This is a genomic window from Roseomonas sp. TS2, from assembly GCF_058833935.1.
This window is the reverse complement of record NZ_JCACVY010000012.1, coordinates 34,214-54,849: the sequence shown is the minus strand read 5'-3', so window position 1 is coordinate 54,849 and position 20,636 is coordinate 34,214. Positions and strand designations below refer to the sequence as shown.

The 20,636-nt window shown below is 67.9% G+C and carries 15 protein-coding genes and 3 pseudogenes; 9 read left to right on the top strand and 9 right to left on the bottom strand.

The window, feature by feature from the left end:
- The first annotated feature begins 194 nt into the window (after positions 1-194).
- A complete protein-coding gene (locus tag ACZJYS_RS04520) occupies positions 195-1,073 on the top strand; it encodes a hypothetical protein (RefSeq protein ID WP_493176109.1) in 879 nt (292 codons plus the stop codon).
- Positions 1,074-1,260: 187 nt separating this feature from the next.
- Here the strand turns inward: ACZJYS_RS04520 and ACZJYS_RS04515 are convergent.
- The 7 genes and pseudogenes from ACZJYS_RS04515 to ACZJYS_RS04485 all read right to left on the bottom strand — a co-directional run.
- Positions 1,261-2,012, bottom strand: a pseudogene (locus ACZJYS_RS04515) (IS5 family transposase); the annotation flags it as partial.
- Positions 2,013-2,404: 392 nt separating this feature from the next.
- Positions 2,405-3,283 (bottom strand): amidohydrolase family protein, encoded by an 879-nt coding sequence (locus tag ACZJYS_RS04510; RefSeq protein WP_493176107.1) that lies wholly within the window; start codon positions 3,281-3,283, stop codon positions 2,405-2,407.
- A 5-nt stretch (positions 3,284-3,288) separates the two neighbouring features.
- On the bottom strand, positions 3,289-4,266 hold the full coding sequence (locus tag ACZJYS_RS04505) for a Bug family tripartite tricarboxylate transporter substrate binding protein (RefSeq protein WP_493176105.1): 978 nt from the start codon (positions 4,264-4,266) through the stop codon (positions 3,289-3,291).
- Positions 4,263-5,339, bottom strand: coding sequence for an amidohydrolase family protein (locus tag ACZJYS_RS04500; RefSeq protein ID WP_493176103.1), 1,077 nt, complete (start codon positions 5,337-5,339; stop codon positions 4,263-4,265). The genes ACZJYS_RS04505 and ACZJYS_RS04500 overlap by 4 nt, the downstream gene beginning before the upstream one ends.
- Before the next feature lie 5 nt (positions 5,340-5,344).
- Positions 5,345-6,331, bottom strand: coding sequence for a Bug family tripartite tricarboxylate transporter substrate binding protein (locus ACZJYS_RS04495; protein WP_493176101.1), 987 nt, complete (start codon positions 6,329-6,331; stop codon positions 5,345-5,347).
- Positions 6,332-6,450: 119 nt separating this feature from the next.
- Positions 6,451-7,449, bottom strand: coding sequence for a hydroxyacid dehydrogenase (locus ACZJYS_RS04490; protein ID WP_493176098.1), 999 nt, complete (start codon positions 7,447-7,449; stop codon positions 6,451-6,453).
- Positions 7,446-8,123, bottom strand: coding sequence for an RraA family protein (locus ACZJYS_RS04485; protein WP_493176097.1), 678 nt, complete (start codon positions 8,121-8,123; stop codon positions 7,446-7,448). The genes ACZJYS_RS04490 and ACZJYS_RS04485 overlap by 4 nt, the downstream gene beginning before the upstream one ends.
- A 128-nt stretch (positions 8,124-8,251) precedes the next feature.
- Between ACZJYS_RS04485 and ACZJYS_RS04480 the strand changes: the two genes are divergently transcribed.
- The 3 genes from ACZJYS_RS04480 to ACZJYS_RS04470 all read left to right on the top strand — a co-directional run bounded on the left by ACZJYS_RS04480 (position 8,252) and on the right by ACZJYS_RS04470 (position 11,836).
- The gene (locus tag ACZJYS_RS04480; RefSeq protein WP_493176095.1) at positions 8,252-9,256 is read left to right on the top strand and encodes a Bug family tripartite tricarboxylate transporter substrate binding protein; all 1,005 of its coding nucleotides are present in this window, start codon (positions 8,252-8,254) and stop codon (positions 9,254-9,256) included.
- Positions 9,257-9,266: 10 nt separating this feature from the next.
- Complete coding sequence (locus ACZJYS_RS04475; RefSeq protein WP_493176093.1) at positions 9,267-10,181, top strand: SMP-30/gluconolactonase/LRE family protein; 915 nt, start codon at positions 9,267-9,269, stop codon at positions 10,179-10,181.
- 77 nt (positions 10,182-10,258) lie between these two features.
- Entirely contained in the window at positions 10,259-11,836 is a 1,578-nt protein-coding gene (locus ACZJYS_RS04470; RefSeq protein ID WP_493176091.1) for an ABC transporter substrate-binding protein, read from the top strand.
- Positions 11,837-12,118: 282 nt separating this feature from the next.
- Here ACZJYS_RS04470 and ACZJYS_RS04465 read toward each other — a convergent pair whose 3' ends face one another.
- Positions 12,119-12,856, bottom strand: a complete 738-nt coding sequence (locus tag ACZJYS_RS04465) for an IclR family transcriptional regulator (protein WP_493176089.1) — start codon at positions 12,854-12,856, stop codon at positions 12,119-12,121.
- Positions 12,857-13,005: 149 nt separating this feature from the next.
- Between ACZJYS_RS04465 and ACZJYS_RS04460 the strand changes: the two are divergent.
- Together ACZJYS_RS04460 and ACZJYS_RS04455 are read left to right on the top strand one after the other, a co-directional pair.
- Positions 13,006-13,757 (top strand): annotated as a pseudogene (locus ACZJYS_RS04460) (IS5 family transposase); the annotation flags it as partial.
- 105 nt (positions 13,758-13,862) lie between these two features.
- A pseudogene (locus ACZJYS_RS04455) lies at positions 13,863-15,086 on the top strand (IS3 family transposase).
- Here the strand turns inward: ACZJYS_RS04455 and ACZJYS_RS04450 are convergent.
- Positions 15,063-15,497 carry a type 1 glutamine amidotransferase family protein gene (locus ACZJYS_RS04450; protein ID WP_493176088.1) on the bottom strand — a complete coding sequence of 145 codons (435 nt, stop codon included), beginning with the start codon at positions 15,495-15,497 and terminating at the stop codon, positions 15,063-15,065. The pseudogene ACZJYS_RS04455 and the gene ACZJYS_RS04450 overlap by 24 nt on opposite strands.
- A 155-nt stretch (positions 15,498-15,652) precedes the next feature.
- Here ACZJYS_RS04450 and ACZJYS_RS04445 point away from each other — a divergent pair, with 155 nt between their 5' ends.
- From ACZJYS_RS04445 to ACZJYS_RS04435, 3 genes are all read left to right on the top strand, one after another.
- Positions 15,653-16,534, top strand: coding sequence for an MBL fold metallo-hydrolase (locus ACZJYS_RS04445; protein WP_493176086.1), 882 nt, complete (start codon positions 15,653-15,655; stop codon positions 16,532-16,534).
- A gap of 49 nt (positions 16,535-16,583) precedes the next feature.
- Positions 16,584-17,420, top strand: a complete 837-nt coding sequence (locus ACZJYS_RS04440; RefSeq protein ID WP_493176084.1) for a nitroreductase family protein — start codon at positions 16,584-16,586, stop codon at positions 17,418-17,420.
- Between the two features lie 644 nt (positions 17,421-18,064).
- Entirely contained in the window at positions 18,065-20,470 is a 2,406-nt protein-coding gene (locus tag ACZJYS_RS04435) for a glycosyl hydrolase (protein ID WP_493176082.1), read from the top strand.
- Positions 20,471-20,636 lie beyond the last annotated feature (166 nt).

Here is a 20,636-nt window from a genome sequence, read left to right as displayed (position 1 = left end):
AAGAGCAGACTTTCCCACCCGCGCTGAGTGAGCCCATAGGGCCAAGCTGATAACACTGATTGATAATCTTTGAAGGGTTCTGTGCGTTGACCGCCTGAAACCCCGGCATTGACGAAGCTTATGTTAATGCTGATGCCTCGTCATCGGACTGCGGAGCATGCAGTCGGCGGATCGGACTATTTTGCGGAGGCCTCATGAGCCGCTCTCTCGTTATCGCCCGGGTTGGTCGGAAATCGCTTCACCGGTGTTGGACCGATGCAGGCAAGCCGCGAGACTGGGACCTTTATCTCTGTCCCTACGAGGAGATCGGGCCGCAGGAGGACCTGGATTGCCAGATTGGCGATGTCATCCCCGGCCCGAAATGGACCGGCCTGACCAAGCTGCTGAACGCATGGCCCGGCTGGCGTGACTACGACCAGATCTGGCTCCCCGACGACGACATCCTCGCCAGACAGGACGCTATTACGGATATGTTCGAGGTTGGGCGCGCGCTCGACTTTCATCTCTTCGCGCCGGCCCTGCACGAGACCTCGCATTATGCCCACTTCATCGCGATGCGGAACGCGAGCTTCTTTGCAAGGCGGGCCGGTTTCGTAGAGATCATGGTGCCCTGCTTCCGCCGAGCGACTCTCGAGGAACTCCTTCCAACGTTCGCGCTCTCGACCACAGGATGGGGCTTCGGCCTCGATTCCGCTTGGCCGAAGATCCTCGGTTACGAGCACGTCGGCATCATCGACGGGGTGACGGTGGTGCATACACGTCCCGTTGGGGGATTTAGGGATGCGGATCTGAGCCGCCGCGTGATGCAGGAATCTGACGACATCCTCGCCAAGTTTGAGTGCGGCCAGCGCATGGTAACATTTGCGGGGATAGGGCCCGACCTCCGAGAAGCCTCGCTCAACCCGGAGGAGCTACTCGTGGAACTCGTGCGCGGATGGCAATACCTTTTCGACGGATGTCCCAACGCTCTGCGCTGGCTCTTCGATCAGCAGCAATGCCTGTTCTCGGCTTCGCCCTATCCGGTTTCCGGGTTGCCGACGAGCCCTGGGTCTCGGGCAAAGAGCGGCTCATGAGCGGGCGGCAGGAGCGGCAGTTGTTCCCGTCCGGTGGGTGTCTCGAAGTTGTTGTTGCCCCTGAATGCTCGGACAGGGTCAGGTTGTTAGCGTGGCACGGATGAACAGGCGTGGGGAGCGATCTCCCAGTGCGCGATGGGGGTGAACCTCGTTGTCGTGGGTGAACTAGGCTCAGGACCCATTGTCCGAGCCAGAAGCTGACGGTAGCGGCGAGGGTGATGGCGCTGAAGAAGGTGTGGGCACAGCGGTCGTAGCGCATGGCGATGCGGCGCCAGTCTCTGAGTTTGCCGAACATGTTCTGGATGCGGTGCCGCTGGCGGTAGAGCTTTCTGTCATGCGGGATGCGCTTCTTGCGATCGCGACGTGAGGGAATGCAGGGCTCGATGCCCTGCGCGGTCAGGGTCTCGCGGAAGCGGTTGCTGTCATAGGCTTTGTCACCGATCAGGACGCGGGCGGGAGGCAAGGCGCTGAGCATCAGCGCGGCACCCTTGTGGTCGCTCATCTGGCCTTCGGAGAACAGCATGATCAGTGGGCGGCCATGCCCGTCCGAGACAACGTGCAGCTTGGAATTCAGGCCGCCCTTGGTACGTCCGATATGCCGGGGAACAGCCCCTTTTTGAGCAGGCTGGCCGCCGTGCGGTGCGCCTTGAGGTGAGTGGCGTCGATCATCAGTCGGTCCGGCTGGACCTTGCGCCCGGCCAAGCCTGCGAAGATGCGGTTGAAGACCCCCATGCGGCTCCAGTGGACGAAGTGGTTGTAGAGGGTCTTGTGCGGGCCGTACTCGGCAGGCGCATCGCGCCAGCGCAGACCGTTGTGGATGATGTGGATGATACCGCTGACGACCCGCTGGTCGTCGACCCGCGGCACACCATGCGAGAGCGGGAAGTAGGGCGTGATCCGCTCGATCTGTGCCTTTATGAGCCAGAACAGGCCAGCCATGGCAGCACCTCCGGCCGCCATGGAATCACAGCAGGATCAAAGCGCAAGAGGTCCGTTAATAGGTCCTGAGCCTAGGACATGCTTGCCAAAACCCAGGCTTAACTCGACTTCGGCCATCTGAGGCATGCGTAGGCGGCGAGGCGAGGGAGTGGTTAGGCTGGTGTGTCGCCGCCAAGAGACGTCGCCATGCTTCACCTGCCATCCTGCTTCGCCGCGGTGATCCTGAGCTTTGCGACGCTGTTTCTTTAGCGGATCGACAAAGATGGTTGCACCTCGACGAGGTCCGCCGCACGGGGGAGGCTGGGATGAATGGCATCTCCGCCTTCGACCCCGATAAAGGGCAGGTGAACGATGCCATCGCAGTATCCGACACGCTACCGCCCAGCATATCGTCAGCCAGAGCGCGAGAAGCCGTAGACGACGGAGGGGTTCTCGACCAAAACGCGGCTACGTGTAGCAGGATCGGGTACCCATTCCGCCAGCAGGTCGAGCAGGATGGCGGCATCCGGCTTTGCATTTAGAGGCTGGGTGGGGTGGGGCCAATCGCTCCCCCAGAGCATCCGCTCGGGCGCGGAGCGGACCAGTGCCGCCGCGACCACACCGGCATCCGCATATCTCGGCGCGCCGCTCCGGCTACGGATGTAGGCGCCCGAGAGTTTCACCCAGGTCCTGCCCGCATCCAGCAGCCTTCGCACTGCCTGGAAGGCGGGGGTGGCGGTGCCGCCGGGCTGCGGCACCTGGCCGATATGGTCCAGCACCAGGGGGCAGGGCAGGGAGCCCAGCATCGGCTCGGCAGCCAGGAGCGTCGCCTCGGCGGCGTTCACCTGAAGGTGCCAGCCGAGCGGCGCCACGCGCCGGGCCAACTGCGTCAGGTCCTCCGCCCGGAGCACGCCGGGCATGGTCAGGTTGAAGCGGATGCCGCGCACGCCAGCATCGTCCATCGTCCGAAGAGCGCTGTCCGAAATGTCCGGCGGCACCACCGCCACCAGGCGGAAGCGGTCGCGCCCCAGCACCTCCAGCGCCTGCAGATGCAGGCTGTTATCCGTTCCATAAGCGGAAGGCTGCACAAGGACCCCGCGCGAGAGGCCGAGCCGGGTCTGCAGCAGCCGGTAATGCTCCGCCGTGGCATCCGGATGGTGCGGCGTGCCAGCGGCCGAGGGCCACCGCGCGTCATAGACGTGGAAGTGGCAGTCCGTGGCTCCGGCCGGCACCGCCAGGCTGGGAGGGGCCGTGCCGGCAGACCAGGGCACCGGGGAGGAGACGGTCGGCATGCCGCTCAGTCCAGCGTGGCGCCGGAGACACGCACCAATTCCTGCCACATCGGCCGCTCCTTCGCCGCGCGCGCCGCGGCTTCCTGCGGCGTGGTGCCAAGCGCCCGGGTGCCGGTCTGCGCGAAGCGCTTCTGCAGGGCCGGGTCCGCCGCCGCCTCGCGCATCGCCCGCGACAGGCGCTCCACCACCGGCGCGGGCGTGCCCGCCGGTACCGTGACGGCGCCCCAGGAAGTGACGGAGAAATCCGCCACGCCGGCCTCGGCCATGGTGGGGATGTCCGGCAGGTCTGGCCAGCGTTCGGCCGAGGTCACGGCGAGCGCCCGCAGCCTGCCGCCGCGCAGATTGGCCAGCGCGGTGGGCACGTTGTCCACCACGAGCTGGATATCGCCGCGCAGCATGCCGGTCAGTGCCTCCGAGCCGCCCTTGAAGGGCACGTGCAGGCCCTGGATGCCGGTCCTGCGGCACAGCATCTCGCCGGAAAGATGCACCGTGGTGCCGATGCCGGAACTGCCGAAGGTGATGCCCTGCGGCTGCTTCTTCGCCCAGGCGACGAACTCGCTCAGCGTACGCGCCGGCACGTGCTCGGCCGGCACGACCACCACCAGCGGCGCCTCCCAGCCCAGCGAGACCGGCACCAAGTCCTTTTCGGGGTCATAGGGCAGGTTGCTGTAGAGGAACTGGTTGATGGCCAGGGTATTCACCGCCGAGGCGCCGAGTGTGATGCCATCGGCCTCGGCATGGGCGACCGCTGCCGTGCCGATGGTACCGCCGCCGCCGGGGCGGTTCTCCACCACCACGGACTGCCCGAGCCGGGCGCCCAGCCCGTCCGCAATCAGCCGCGCCGCGATGTCCACCGCGCCGCCCGGCGGGTAGGGCACGACCAGCCGCAGCGGCCGCTCTGGCCAGGAGGCGGCCCGGGCCAGCCCGGGCGTGGCGAACAGCGCGGCGGTGCTGGCGCCAAGGAAGGTGCGTCGGACGATCATGCGAGGGGCTCCTGAGTGGCGGCGCGAGGCCGGCCGAGATGCGGCGGCAGGCGGTAGGTCTCGATGGCGGTGCCGGCGAAGAGCGCCGCCTTCTCATCGTCCGAGGCGGCGGCTGCAATATGCTTGAAGGCATTCCAGCAGGCGCTGTAGCCGAACATGCCCTTGTCCACGGAAAAGTTGCTCTCGAACATGCAGCGATGCGCGCCGAAGAGCGCGATGCAGGTCTCGATGTAGGGCGCCCAAGCGGCGGCGAGTTCCACCGAACCTGGCGGCGTGGCAGCCTCGTGGAAGCGGAAGCCGCTCAGCGCCATGCCAAGGCCACCGAGCTTGACGCGCAGGTTCGGCAGCGCCGCCAGCCGCCGCATCGCGGCCCGCCAGACGCCGAAGACCTCCTCCCGCCGTCCGGCGAAGGGGCCGATGCCGATCGGCCCGCCCAGATGGTCGAGGATCACGGTGAGGTCGGGCAGGGCGCGCGCCAGAGCCTCCACTTCCGCAAGCTGCGTGTGATAGGCCCAGACATCCAGCGTCAGCCCATAGCGCGGCAGCAGCCCGGCGCCGCGCAGGAAGGTGGGATCGGCCAGCAGCCCCTCACGCGGCTTGACCGGATTGGTCTGGATGCCGGGATCGGGGTGGAAGGCGGTGTTGTTGCGGATGCCGCGGAAGCGCTCCGGCGCGGCGCGCAGATGCGCCTCCAGCACCGGCGCCACTCGCTCGCCGAGCGTCAGGTCGGCGAAGCCGACAATGCCCTGGCAGGCCCGCAGCGGCCCATACAGCCCGCTGGCGCTCTGCGCCGCGACGCCGTTGACGAACTCCGTCTCGCCGACCGGCCGCATGGCTTCCGGCCCGTCGGCACGGAACATCGAGCGGCAGGTGACGAAGACCGTGGCGCGGATGTCGTGCCCACCGCGCGTGTCGCGCAGCAGGTCGTCGAACAGATAGCGGTCGCCCGGGCGATCCCAGAGGTGGTGGTGCGGGTCCACGATGGGCAGCGCCGGCTCGAGCGGCGGCTCGGCCCCGCGCGCCAGCCACTCCTCGCGCACCGGGATGTGCGGGCTATGAAGGGTGGATGCCATGGCGCCTACTCCAGCGTGATCCCGGCCTCCTTCACAAAGCCCTGCCAGCGCCGGCTCTGCGCCTGGAAGAACTCCGCGAATTGCTGTGGCGTGTTCGGCTCCGCCTGCAACTCCTGCGCGCGCAGCTTGGCGGCGATGTCAGGCTTCGCCTGGGCCGCGTTCAGCAGGGCGTTGAGCCGGGCGACGATGGCATCCGGCGTGCCCTTTGGCACGAAGACGCCGTTCCACTCGTAGGTCTCGAAGCCCGGCAGCGTGTCGGAGAGCGGCGGCAAGTCCGGCAGCGAGGCGAGGCGGCCCCGCCCGGTATGCGCCAGGGCGCGCAGCGTGCCCTCCTTGAGGAAGGCGATGGGGCCGTTGACGTTGCCGAGATACAGGTCGACCTGCCCGGACATCAGGTCGGCATAGATCGGCGCGCCGCCGCGATAGGGCACGTGGTTGACCGGCGCGCCGGATTCGCGCGCGAACAGCTCCAGCGCCAGGTGCTGGATCGAGCCGATGCCGGCCGAGGCCCCGTTCAGCCCCCCCGGCGTAGCCTTGGACAGTGCGATCAGCTCGGCCGGCGTGGTGGCCTTCACCTTCGGGTTCACCAGCAGGAGCTGCGGCACGGTGATGGAGCGGAACACCGGCACGAAGTCGCGCTGCGCGCTGTAGCTGAGGTTCTTGAACAGCGCGGCTTCCACCGAGAGGCCGGTGGAGCCGTAGAGCACGGTGTAGCCGTCGGGCGCCGCCTGGGCAGCGGCGGCGGCGCCGATGGTGCCGGTGGCCCCGGCGCGGTTCTCGATCACGAAGGGCTGGCCGGTGGCCTCGGCCGCCGCGGCGAAGAGCAGTCGGGCCACCACGTCGGCGGTGCCGCCCGGCGGCCAGGGCACGATGACGCGCACCGGGCGGTTCGGCCACTCGCCCGCCTGCGCCCGGGCCGTCCGGGCGGCAAGCAGCAGGCTCGGGGTTGCCAGCAGGGCGGCGCGGCGCCCCAGCTTCGGCGTATCGGTCATTCCTGTTCCTCCTCTCGCATTGGTCTTGGCGCCAGGCATGCGCTGGCGCTGCGCGCGGGAGGGGGAGCCCCCCGCACGATGGTCCTTCTCTGGTGTCCTGGGGCCGCGGCCCCCGGCGCTCAGGCGGGGTTCAGAGCGGCAAGGCCCCCTTCGACCACCACGGCGCCTTCGGTGGCCGGGCGGCGGCCGGCGAGCACGGTGATGATGCTGTCCGCCGCGCTGGTCGCCATGGCCACGGCGCCGCGCGGCGTGTTGGCCGCGAGGTGCGGCGTCGGCACCAGGCGCGGGTGCCGGCGCAGCGGGCTGTCCCCGGGCAGCGGCTCGGTGGAGAAGACGTCCACCCCGGCCCAGGCAAGGTGGCCGGATTCCAGCGCCGCCAGCAGCGCCGCCTCGTCCACGATGCCGCCGCGGGCGGTGTGGACGAGGATGGCGCCCCGCGGCAGCCGCGCCAGCTCGGCCGCGCCGATCATGCCGCGCGTCTCCGGCTCCAGCGGGCAGTGCAGCGAGAGCACCTCCGCCTGTTCCAGCAATGCGTCGAGCGTCGGCACCCGCTCCGCCGGGCCGGGCAGCGGCCCCTCGGGCAGATAGGGGTCATAGGCCAGCACGCGCATGCCGAAGACCGCGGCGAAGCGCGCCACCTTCGAGCCGATCGCGCCATGGCCGACGATGCCGAGCGTCATGCCCTCGATGTCGCGCGTCATGCGGGAGGTCTTCTCCCACAGGCCGTCGCGCATCTTCGCGCTGACGTCGGGCAGGTCCTTCAGCAGGGTCAGCATCAGCGCCATCGCGTGCTCGGCGACGGAGCGGGAATTCGCCCCGGCGGCGCGTGTCACGGTCAGGCGGCGCGCCCGCGCGGCGGGCACGTCGATGCCGTCGATGCCGGCGCCATGGCGGGCCACCACGCGCAGATCCGGCGCGGCGGCATCCATCACGGTGCCGTCGATGCGGCCCTGACGGTGCAGCAGCGCCACGGGCCGGTGCGTGGCGATGGCTTCCAGCAGCTCCGCCTCACCCGGATAGCCCGTGGTGCAGACCGGCTCCAGCCCGGCCTGCTCCAGCATCGCCACGGCCTCGGGCGCCAGCCAGGCGGCAGTGATCAGGACGACGGGGCGGGTCATTCCACGCCCTCGCAGCCGAGCCGGCGCAGCGCCGCGTCCACCCAGGCGGCGTCATGCGTGCCCGCCTCGATGTTCGCCATCTGCTTGTGCTCGGCCGCCTGCTTGGCCATGGCGGCGGCATGGATCGCCTCGACGCTGCCGAAAGGCACGCAGAGTAGCCCGTCATCGTCGCCGAGGATGAGGTCACCGGGCTCGATCACCATGCCGTCGATGGCGACCGGCACGTTGATCTCGCCGGGGCCGTCCTTGTAGGGGCCGCGATGCGTGACGCCGGCGGCGAAGACCGGGAAGGGCTGCGCGGCGATGGCGGCGCTGTCGCGGATGGCGCCGTTGATCACGATGCCGCCGAGGCCGCGGCGCACCATCTGCGCGAGCATCAGCTCGCCGATCAGCGCGTTGGTGAGGTCGCCGCCCGCATCCACCACGATGACATCGCCCGACGCGGCGAGGCCCAGCGCCTTGTGGATCATGAGGTTGTCGCCGGGGCGGGTCTTCACCGTGAAGGCGGGGCCGCGCAGCGGGGCGCCGTCATGCATCGGCCGCAGGCGCGGACCGCCGGCCGTCATGCGGGCCATGACGTCGCTGACATTGGCCACCGGCAGGTCGCGGAAGCGCTCCACCCACTCCGCGGAAACCGCGCGGCTGCGCGGCAAAATCCTGAAGCCCAAGGCCATTCTGTTTCCTCCAGCGATCCGCCGCCCTGCGGCGGCCTGGACGGCACCCTTGCGGAGCCGGAGAAAAAATGCAACGTCATTTCGAAATTCTGGCCAACCGGCCATCCGCTCTGGGAGGAGCTTGCCCAATGCCGCTTTCCACCCCCGCTGCCCCTCTGCTGCCGCGCCGCCGCCTGCTGCTGGCCAGTGCCGGCTTGGCCCTGGGCGCGCTCGCGCGCCCGGCCCTGGCAGCATCCTCCTACCCATCCCGCCCGGTGCGCATCGTGGTGCCCTGGGCCCCCGGCGGCGCGGTGGACGTGGTGGCGCGCCGCATGGCGCAGAAGCTGGCCGACCGGCTAGGCCAGCCCTTCGTTGTCGAGAACAAGGCGGGCGCCACAGGCACCATTGGCGCGGCGGAGGTGGCCCGCGCCGAACCAGACGGGCAGACCCTGCTGGCGATGGACAACACCTACGCGACCCTGCCCTTCCTGTTCAACAACCTGCCCTTCGACCATGCCGGGGCTTTCGCGCCGATCACCGTCAGCGCCTTCTCGCCGGTTCTGCTGCTGGTCAACGCCAGGTCGCCCTACCAGGACCTCCCCTCGCTGATCGCGGCGGCGAAGCGCGAGCCAAACAAGATCACCTTCGGCTCCGGCGGTGTCGGCAGCTCGCTGCACCTCTCGGCCGAGGCCTTCCAGCAGGCTGCGGGGGCGAAGCTGTTCCACGTCCCCTACAAGGGCGGTGGGGAAGCGGTGCGGGCGACCATCTCGGGCGAGGTGGACATGGCCATGCCTTCGCTCGGCTCCGGCCTCGGTGGCATCAAGGGCGGCCTGCTGCGACCGCTGGCAATCAGCGGCGCGCACCGCGTGGATGCGCTGCCGGACACGCCCACCTTCGACGAGGCCGGGCTGAAGGGCTTCAGCATCATCAACTGGTCGGGCCTCGTCGCGCCGCGCGGCACGCCGCAGCCGGTGATCGACCAGCTCTACCAGGCCATGGCGGCTTCCCTGCGCGAGCAGGACATGCTGGCCTTCCTGAAGACGCTGGCGGCCGAACCCGGCGGCATGCCGCCCGCCGAATTCGGCAAGCTGATCCAGCAGGAGCAGGCTCTCTGGGCCGAAGTCGCCAAGAGCGCCGGCATCGAGCGGCAGTGAGGGTCCGGCCGTGAGCTTCTTCGCCCCGCCGCCCCGCATCGAGACCACGCTCTTCTCGCGCCTGCCGGATCGCTTCCGCCACCTGCGCCGCACCGCCTGGAGCGACGCCAACCGCGCCGGCAAGCCGGTGGACAGCTTCCTGGAAGGCCCGGTCTTCGACCGGAACGGCCTGCTCTACGTCACCGACATCCCCTTCGGGCGCATCTTCCGCGTCTCGCCCGGGGGCGAGTGGCAGCAAGTGGCCGAGTATGACGGCTGGCCGAACGGCATGAAGATCGCGCCCGATGGACGCTTCGTCATCACCGACTACAAGCGCGGCCTGCTGGTGCTGGACCCGGCATCGGGCGCCGTCACGCCGCTGCTGGAGACGGCGCGCTCGGAAAGCTTCAAGGGCGTCAACGATCTCTGCTTCTCGGCGGCTGGCGACATCTACTTCACCGACCAGGGACAGACCGGGTTGCAGGACCCCACGGGCCGCGTCTGGCGTCTGGAGCCCGATGGCCGGCTGACCTGCCTGATCGACACCATCCCGAGCCCCAACGGCATCGTGCTGGCGGCGGACGAGAGCCACCTTCTGGTCGGCGTCACCCGTGCCAACCAGATCTGGCGCCTGCCGCTGCACGCGGACGGCAGCGTGACCAAGGCCAGCATCTTCTGCCACATGCATGGCGGGCCGAGCGGGCCGGACGGGCTGGCGCTCGACCAGGAGAACTGCCTGCTGGTCGCGCATGCCGGCTTCGGCACGGTCTGGCGGCTTTCGCCGCGCGCCGAGCCGCTGCTGCGCATCGCCTCCTGCGCGGGGTGGTCCACCACCAACCTCGCCTTCGGCGGTCCGGACCGGCGCAGCCTGTTCATCACCGAGTCCGAGACCGGTAGCATCCTGCGCGCCGAGCTGTCCGCGCCCGGTCAGATCCTGCCGGCCTGAACGCGACGCGCGCCGGCGCGGCGCGCGTCGCCAGCAACCAAACGCCCCGGAGAGGGCACGAGAGGAAGGTCCAGACCATGTTGCGACGCCATTTCCTGGGCGCGGCAGCCGCCACGACGCTGGCCCTGCCGAACCTCGCGCGGGCGAGGGAGAAAAGCGTGCTGCGCTTCATCCCCTTTGTTGATCTGTCGCTGCTCGACCCGGTTGCCACCACCGCGACGCCGACGCGCAACCACGCCTTCATGGTGTTCGACACGCTCTACGGCCTGGACGCACAGTTCCAGCCGCAGCCGCAGATGGTGCAGGGCCACGCGGTCGAGGATGACGGCCGCCTCTGGAGGCTGACGCTGCGCGACGGCCTCCGATTCCACGATGGCAGCACCGTCACCGGGCGCGATTGCGTGGCCAGCATCCGCCGCTGGGCGTCACGGGACTCCTTCGGCCAGGCACTGATGGCCGTGACGGACGAGCTTTCCGCGCCGGACGACCGCACCATCCTGTTCCGCCTCAGGAAGCCCTTCCCGCTGCTGCCGGCGGCGCTGGCCAAGGCCTCGCCCAGCATGTGCGCCATCATGCCCGAGCGGCTGGCCAGGACCGACGCCGCCAGGCAGGTGACGGAGATCGTCGGCAGCGGCCCGTTCCGCTTCCTGGAAAGCGAGCACATGGCCGGCGCCCGCGCCGTCTATGCGCGCTTCGACGGCTACGTGCCGCGGGCCGATGGTGTCGCGGGCGGCACCGCCGGCCCCAAGGTCGTGCATTTCGAGCGGGTGGAATGGACGGTCATGCCGGACGTCTCCGCCGCCTCCGGCGCGCTGATGGCCGGGGAGGCCGACTGGTGGGAAACCCCGTCCCCCGATCTCGTCGCCCTGCTGAAGCGCAACCGGGACATACGGGTGGAGGTGAAGGACCGCCAGGGCCTGACACCGATCCTGCGCTTCAACTGCATCCAGCCGCCCTTCGACAACGCCGCGCTGCGCCGCGCCGTGCTGGGCGCGGTGGACCAGTCCGAGTTCATGCAGGCCTACAGCAGCGATCCGGAGACCTGGCACGTCAAGCTCGGCATGTTCTGCCCCGGCACGCCGATGGCGAACGATGTCGGCTTCGACCGCCTCTTCGGCAAGACCGACATCGCGCGCGCGAAGCAGGCGGTCGCGGCCTCCGGCTACAAGGGCGAGAAGGTCGCCTTCATGCTGCCGATGGACCATCCGGTGAGCGCGCCGATCGGGCAGGTCGGCATCGATCTGTTCCAGCGTATCGGGTTGAACGTGGACGTGCAGGCAGTGGACAGCGGCACGCTGTTCCAGCGCCGCAACTCGCGCGAGCCGGTGGAGAAGGGCGGCTGGAGCGTCTTCCCATCCATGGTCTCGGGCCTGAACATCCTCGATCCAGCGGTGACCAGCGTGGCGCGCGCCAATGGGCTGAAGGGCTGGTATGGCTGGCCCACCAGCGAGGAAGCGGAGCGGCTGCGCGATGCCTGGATAGAAGAGCGCGACCCGGCTGCGCAGAAGACGCTGGCCGAGCAGATGCAGGCCCAGGCCTGGAAGGATGCCACCTTCCTGCCCACCGGCCAGATCTTCCAGCCCATGGCCTGGCGCCGCGATATCGGCGGCGTGCTCGACGGCTTCGTGAAGTTCTGGAACGTGCGCCGGGTCTGAGAGCCCGGCCCGGCTCCCGCATCCTGCCGGGAGCCGGGCCGGGGGAGAGAAATCCTCCCCCGGTCCTCGTCTTCTTTCCTTTCTCCGGGTCTTGCCGCGCTCGTTCCGCGTGCTCACGCAGAACTGGGGAACCGCTCTGGCACCTGGCCCCGCCGGGGCGGCCATTGGTACGGGCGGAACAGGATTGATGGCAGAAGGGCGGATCCAGGGGCGTTCACGCCTCCAGCCTTCCTGCCCGCGCAGCCCCGTGGCCGGCCATCCTCCAAGGAGGGCTCCGGATCGTCAGGCAGGGTTGGAGGGGGAGGGGATCTCCGGCATCCGGCCGCCCAGGCTGCGGGTCAGCCGTGCCGCGGCCTCGCGCAAGGCAGGGCGGATCGCCTCAGCCGCCTCCGCCGTCAGGCGGGTGATCGGGCCAGTGACGCAGACCGCGCCGGCGAACGTCTCCTCCGGTCCGAAGGCCGGCATGGCCATGCCGGCCACATGCGGATCGTTGGCGCCGGCGGTGTAGAGCGGGAAGTCCAGCATAGCGGCTTCCGGCGGCAGCGGCGAGGTGGTGAACAGCCGCAGCACCTGCGCGATGGCAGAGTTGTCCATCGGCAGCCTGTCGCCCGGCCGGACATGCAGCCGCAGGCGATGCGGCGAGTCCACGCGGAACAGGCAAAGCCGGCTCTCGCCGCGCCGGATGTAGAAGGAGGTGCTTTCGCCGGTGCGTTCCACCAGCGTCTCCAGCACCGGCATTACATGCGCCTCCAGCCGAAAGGATTGCTGGTAGATCATGCCCAGGCGCAGCAGTTCGGCATCCAGCCGGTACTGCCCCTCCGCCGTGCGCGAGAGATAGCCGAAGGCCTCCAACGAAACCGCCAGGCGCATGATGGTCGTCTTGACCAGCCCGGTCCGCGCTGAGAGTTCGGCCAGGGAGAGCGCAGCGTCGCCCTTGCGGAAGGCGCTGAGGATTGTCAGCAGGCGCTCCGCCGAGGCGACGCCCTCCAGCGCGGGAGCAGGACGAAGTTTGTTGGTCATGGCCGCAGGTCTAACGCCCGGCATGTGCCCCGATCAAGCATCCGGACGGCAGCGTCGGGACCGGCGGGAGGCGGCTAGGCTCAGGACCTATTAACGGACCTCTTGCGCTTTGATCCTGCTGTGATTCCATGGCGGCCGGAGGTGCTGCCATGGCTGGCCTGTTCTGGCTCATAAAGGCACAGATCGAGCGGATCACGCTCTACTTCCCGCTCTCGCATGGTGTGCCGCGGGTCGACGACCAGCGGGTCGTCAGCGGTATCATCCACATCATCCGCAACGGTCTGCGCTGGCGCGATGCGCCTGCCGAGTACGGCCCGCACAAGACCCTCTACAACCACTTCGTCCACTGGAGCCGCATGGGGGTCTTCAACCGCATCTTCGCAGGCTTGGCCGGGCGCAAGGTCCAGCCGGACCGACTGATGATCGACGCCACTCACCTCAAGGCGCACCGCACGGCGGCCAGCCTGCTCAAAAAGGGGCTGTTCCCCGGCATATCGGACGTACCAAGGGCGGCCTGAATTCCAAGCTGCACGTTGTCTCGGACGGGCATGGCCGCCCACTGATCATGCTGTTCTCCAAAGGCCAGATGAGCGACCACAAGGGTGCCGCGCTGATGCTCAGCGCCTTGCCGCCCGCCCGCGTCCTGATCGGTGACAAAGGCTATGACAGCAACCGCTTCCGCGAGGCCCTGACCGCGCAGGGCATCGAGCCCTGCATTCCCTCACGTCGCGATCGCAAGAAGCGCATCCGGCATGACAGAAAGCTCTACCGCCAGCGGCACCGCATCGAGAACATGTTCGGCAAACTCAGAGACTGGCGCCGCATCGCCATGCGCTACGACCGCTGTGCCCACACCTTCTTCAGCGCCATCACCCTCGCCGCTACCGTCACCTTCTGGCTCGGACAATGGGTCCTGAGCCTAGGCTTACGCCTGGACATACGCCCATCCTCCGCTTCACGGTTGATCGAGACACCCCGCAAGCGGACGGTTCCGCCGATGGGGTGCATGATGACGACAGAGAGGATGGATGCCGCTGGTCCTGGCCGGGGTAGGCGGATGTCGCGGCAGCGCAAGCGGGACGCGGTGCTGCGGGGCGAGGACCTGGAGACGGTCTCGCAGGCACTGGGTATCACGGCCGCGACGCTGAGCGGCTGGCGCGACGCCTTCCTGGCGGCTGGCGAGGCGAGCCTGGCGACGCGGCCCACGGCAGGGGAGGCGCTCGAGAGCGAGCGGCTCAAGGCGCGGCTGGGCGAGATGCTGCTCGAGCGCGAGCTGCTGGAGGCCAAGGTCGCAGCCCTGGAGGGTGGCCGCCCTTTGGCCCGGCGGAGGTCACGGCCATGAGCCTGACGGTCTCGCCCAGCAGCGGCAGGCCCTATGGCTTGAACCGGGTATGCCGGATCTGGCGGGCAGCCCGGGCCACGATCTACCGCCATCGCGCACCGCCCCGGGTGGAGCCGCCAAGGCGCCGAGGACCTGTCGGGCCGATGCCGGACACGGCGCTACTGGAGGCGGTCCGGGCCGTCCTCGCGGCCAGCCCCTTTCATGGCGAGGGTCACCGCAAGGTCTGGGCAAGGCTGCACATGCAGGGCGTCCGGACCTCCAGGCGCCGGGTGCTGCGGCTCATGCGTGAGCACGACCTGCTCGCTCCATCGCGGGTCTGCAGCCCTCGAGGCTCGCGCAACCACGATGGCACCATCACCCCTGACGCGGTGGACATCATGTGGGGCACTGACATAACCACCACCTGGACGGCAGAGGGTCAGGCGGCGGTGTTCGTCGCCGTCGATCGCCACAGTGCCGGGTGCGTGGGCCTGCATGCCGCCCGGCGCGGCACCCGCTTCGAGGCGCTGGAGCCCCTCAGGCAGGGCGTGCGCCAGCACTTCGGCGGCTTCGCCAAGGGCATCGCGGCAGGCCTCTCGCTGCGCCATGACCACGGCTCGCAGTACATGTCCGACGCTTTCCAGGGCGAGCTGAAGTTCCTCGGCATCAAGAGCTCACCCGCCTTCGTCCGCGCGCCTGAGGGGAACGGATGCGCTGAACGCTTCATCCGAACCCTCAAGGAGAACCTCCTCTGGGTCCGGACCTTCGACACCGTCGAGCAGCTCCGCCAGGCGCTCCTCGAGTTCCGGCGCACCTACAACTCAACCTGGCTGATCGAGCGTCACGGCTTCTAGAACACCGGACACCGTCCGCCAGGATCAGCTTTCACCCGAGGCTCTCGCCGCATAGGCTCCACTCAGGTGTCTCACCAACCGCAGGCGGTACACCCGTCTCGCCCAGCAGGAAGGCGCCCGTGCAGATCGAGCCCCGTGCGGTGCCCGCGCTGTGCCGCTCGCGCAGCCATTCCACGAAGGGCGCCGCCTCGTGCGCCTCGATGGGCGGACCCAGCCGGGGCGGCAGGATCGGGACGTCCGGCGTCCCCTCGGCGCCAGGAGCCGTGTCGAACACGCGGACCGGGATGTTCTCGCCGTCTCGCATCTGCCAGTGGCTGACCCGCAGCGAGGGCGCCTGTTGGCGGTTCACCTGTTTCCCGGCGATGCGGCCAGCGAGCGTCAGGAAGTCTGTCATCCCAAGCACGGCCGCCAGTTGAGTGCCGGGGTAGATCACCAGGCCGATCTCGATGGCATTCCGCCCTGGCATGTCCCGCCCTGGCATGTCGTTTCTGGCCCTCATTATTTCCGTGCCGCCACTGCTACCGCCGCGCCTGGTCGTTTATCCAGAGGCTACCGTATCTTCATGGGCTGTGGACCGCCGCTCGCGCTCATAGCCTAGGTGCTGGCAAGGAGGATTGAGCCATGACCGACAGCAGCAAGGAAGGCTTCCTGATCACGCGCCGGAAGACACTCCCGGCCTTGTCCATGGGGATCATCGGAATGACAACGCGCACCTCACAAGCCGCTCGCCAGCAGGCGACGGTGACGCAGATCCGCAACGCGACGCTGCGCATCAACTACGGCGGTGTGCGCTTCCTGGTGGACCCGATGCTGGACGACCAGGGAACGTCTCCCGGGTTCCCGGGCTCGGCCAACAGCGAGCGCCGTAACCCCCTGGTGCCCCTGCCGATCCCGGTGACCGATATCATCGACGTGGACGCGGTCATCGTGACCCATCTTCACACCGACCACTGGGACGGAAAGGCCAAGGCGCGGCTCGGGAAATCGCTCCCCCTCTTCGCGCAGAATGACGAGGACGCGGCGGCAATCCGGGAAGCAGGCTTCAAGGACGTGCGCGTCCTGACTGAGGCATCGGAGTTCAATGGCGTCAAGCTCGTCAAGACGGGCGGGCAGCACGGCACCGACGCCACCCTCAAGGCGGTGCCGCGCCTGGGCAAGGTCTGCGGCGTCGTCTTCAGCCACCCTTCGGAGAAGACGCTCTACGTGGCGGGCGATACCATCTGGAACGGACATGTCGAGCAGGCGATCGCCCGGCACCAGCCGGAGGTGATCGTGCTCAACGCGGGCAATGCGACCTTCATCGGCCTGGACCCCATCATCATGGGAGAAGAGGACGTCCGGGCGGTCCATCGCGCCGCCCCGAAGGCCACCCTGATCGCCAGCCACATGGAAGCCGTGAACCACTGCATCCTGAGCCGCGCCGACCTGCGGGCCTTTGCCGAGCGGGAAGGTTTCGTGGCAAACCTGCGCGTCCCGGCCGACGGCGAGGCCATCGCGCTCTAGCCGGATCACATGCCGCGTCTCCGGCGGAGGCGCTCACGACGAGTGGGAGGTGAGGTTGCTCGAGCGTTTGATGAACATTCTCCAGGCACGTTTCGGCTCATCGCCCGCGCTTCAGGCGGCGCCAGATGGCGTGGAGACCCTCGCCGCGATGGCTGATCGCCGCGTCATCCGTCGGTACGCCGACAAGGCCGTCGATCCTGCACTTCTGGAGACACTGTGCGCTGTGGCTCTCTCAGCTCCCTCGAAGTCGGACCTGCAGCAGGCGGACATCATTATCATCTCCGATAAGGCACAGCGCGACAGGTTACACGCGCTCATCCCGGACAATCCGTGGATCCGGGAAGCGCCCGCGTTTCTGGTCTTCTGCGCCAATAATCGCCGCCATCGCCTGATGTTCGAATGGCGTCAGCAGCCTTTCGTCAACGACCATCTCGACCCCTTCTTCAACGCTTCGGTCGATGCGGCCATCGTCCTCGCTACCTTCATCGCCGCCGCGGACAGAGTGGGGCTGGGGACGTGCCCCGTCAGCGCCATCCGCAACACAGCAGCGGAGGTGTCCGATCTCCTCGCGCTGCCCGACCATGTTTTCCCCGTGGCCGGACTGGGCGTCGGCTGGCCGTCCTTCGGTGGCGTCCTCAGCCCGCGTCTGGGCCTCGATGTCACCGTCCACCACGATCGCTATGCCGAGGTCGGCATACAGGACAAGATCGCCGCGTACGACAAGCGACGGAGGGCCATGCAGCCCTACGCCACGCAGCGCTATACGGACCGCTTCGGGGAAGCAGAGGAGTACGGGTGGTCGGAAGATAAGGCCCGACAGTACTCCGTACCCGAACGCGCCGACTTCGGCGCTTTCGTGCGCAGGAAGGGCTTTGACCTAGAATGATGCTCCTCCGCGGTTGCGGAGGGATAACGCCCAAACGAGAGACAACCTGCTTGAGCCACGACAGGCATCATGAGGCGCAGGCTGCCGAGGTGAACCGTTCCGGGGTTCTCCGGAGGCTCCAACTCTTGAGAGGATGGAGCCATGACGGAGAAGACCTCGAACCGGCATCCAAAGGCTACAGAATCCCAGAGCAGATGAAGTGCACCGCAGACTGATCACTGTCCACCAGATCAGGAGAAGATCAGTACCGTGGCGGACGGCAGCTGCGGACTACTCCGCGCTATTCAGGAAATCTGGCCTCTCTGCTGCCGATTCCGCTCATCGGTGCTGGTGATACACCTCAGCCCCCCCGGACGGTGGATCCTCAAAGCATAAAAGACAAGATCAAGCTTTGGCTGGGCCTCGCCATCTACAGACGAAACAGCGCTGCCTGAGGCCGGCTCCACAATTTACACGCCCCCTCTATTTGTGCTCCAGAAACGACATTGGTCTTTATATTGAGATTACTCTTTCGTTCTGTACGTCTTACATTTTCTAACTCACAAATTCGCGATTTCTATTTGGAAGATCACGCGTCCGTGAGCGATATCACTCACATGTGAGTGAGCAGCCCCCCGGCTTGCTCGGTGTGAAGGATGTCAGCCATGACCGCTCTTGGCGTATATGTCGGCAACGACCCGGCTCTTCTGAACAAGTTCACTGGCTGGCTGGGCGATGCGCCCGATTACGTCCATGGAGTGGTCGGCTATTCCAACTGGAAGGATTACACTTCTTCCGCGAACTGGCAGCTGAGCCTCTGGAAGCCGACCGGCGTCGACATCCAGTGGTCCATTCCGCTGATCAGCAAGGAAGGCAATCTCGGCACGGCCGCGAGCGGGGCCTACAACCAGTACTATAAGAGCGTGGCCGAGACGCTCCTCAAGGGCACCCCCGGGGACGGGCCGATCATGGTCCGCACCGGCTGGGAGGCGAATGGCGACTGGTTCTTCTGGAATGCCATCGGCAAGGAAGAGGCCTTCAAGGGCGCCTTCCGCCAGATGGCCAGCACCTTCAAGGAGGTGTCCGACCGCTTCCAGTTCGAGTGGAACATCAACCACGCTAATGGCGGCATCGACCCGGCGACGATCTATCCCGGCGACGAGTATGTCGACGTCATCGGCATGGATTTCTACTACAAGCCGGAATACCAGGGGAACGACCCGGTCGCCGCCTTCAACCGGATCGTCAACGAGAAGTACGGCCTGCAGTGGCTGGAGAACTTCGCCAAGCAGCACAACAAGCCCACCGCCTATTCCGAGTGGGGCGTGAAGGGCGACAATGCCGGCCCCTTCGTGCAGCTGGCCAAGGAGTGGTTCGAGAAGCACAACCCGGTGCTGCAGAGCTACTGGGACTCCGACGCCGCCTACCCCGGCAAGCTGTCCGACGGCTCCGACCCCCGCACCGGCGCGGTCTTCAAGGAGGCCTTCCGCAACTGGGGCGATGGCGACATGACGTGGCCGGATTTCGGCGGCAAGAACACCACGCCGCCGCCCAAGCCCGGCACCACGCCGAACATCCCCACCGAGAACGGCAGCAGCGACGAAACCGCGGGCAAGCCGCCGGGCGCCGACGACCCGGTGACCGCCACGCCTGCGCCCACCACGCCTGCGCCCACCACGCCCGCGCCGACCACCCCTGCGCCCACCAGCCCGGCCCCGACGAATGGCGAGGCCGCGGTGAGCGCCGCGCCGGCCAAGTCCATCAAGGGCAGCTCCGCCAAGGAGACGCTGACCGGCACCGCCGGCCATGACGAGATCACCGGCGGCGGCGGCGACACGCTGAAGGGCGGCGCCGGCGACGACACCTACGTCATCACCACCGGCGACGTGGTGGTGGAGCTGGCCGGCCAGGGCATCGACACGGTCAGGACCTGGCTCAACAACTATGTCCTGCCCGATAATGTCGAGAACCTGATCCTCACCGGCACGGGTTGGAACACGCTGACCGGCAACGGCCTGGCCAACCGCCTGGAGGGCAACCTCAACCCGAACGTGCTGAACGGCAAGGGCGGCAACGACATCCTGACCGGCGGCGGCGGCAACGACACCTTCATCATCGCCAAGGGCGAGGGCAACGACACCATCACCGACTTCCGGGGCGGTGCCGGCGCCAGCGACGTCATCAAGCTCGACGGCTTCGCCTTCAAGGACTTCGCCGCCGTGAAGGCCGCCGGCCAGCAATCCGGCGCGGACGCGGTGCTGAACCTCGGCGACGGCCAGTTCCTCACCCTGAAGGGCGTGCAGCTCTCCAGCCTGGCGGCGGATGATGTGCAGCTCGTCAACATCAAGGCGCCGGCCGTCACCACCCCGCCCGTGGCCAACCCGCCGGCCACCAGCAACCCGGCGCCGACCGCGCCCGTGGTGACCACCCCCGCGCCGAGCACGCCCGACGAGGCGCCGAAGATGCTGCCCGCCAGCGCCGCGCCCAGCAAGTGGTTCTATGGCAGCAGCAAGACCGAAACGCTGACCGGCACCGATGGCCACGACGCCTTCAAGTCCGGCGGCGGCAACGACACCATGAAGGGCGGCAAGGGCGACGACACCTATGTCGTCTACACCGCCGGCGACAAGGTGGTGGAGCTGGCCGGCCAGGGCACCGACACGGTGGAGACCTGGCTGAGCAGCTACACCCTGCCGGACAATGTCGAGAACCTCATCATCACCGGCACCTCCTGGACGGCGGCGACGGGCAACGCCCAGGCCAACCGGATCATCGGCAACAGCTCCCCCAACGTCCTGAACGGCCGCGGCGGGAATGACGTGCTGACCGGCGGCGGCGGCGACGACAAGTTCGTCATCGGCAAGGGCATGGGCCACGACCTGGTCACCGACTTCCAGGGTGCCGGACGCGCCGGCGGCGACATGCTGGTGCTGGAAGGCTTCGGCAAGGGCGCCAGCATCTACCACGAGGGCAGCAGCGTCTTCGCCATCAAGGCAGCCGATGGCTCGGTGGACCATGTCACCCTGCAAGGCGTCACAAACCTCGCCAGCTCCGACTACATGTTCGGGTGAGGTAATGCTGCTTGAGAGTGGTCGCTGACCAAGGACATGCTCCAGGGCAGCGACCACGCCTTTTCCTGCACTAACTAAAAGGCCGCTGTGGAAACGGCAGCAGCGCCTCGACCGTGTGATGCAGATCCACGCGCACACAAGCCCTAACCAGCAGCACACCGTGGAA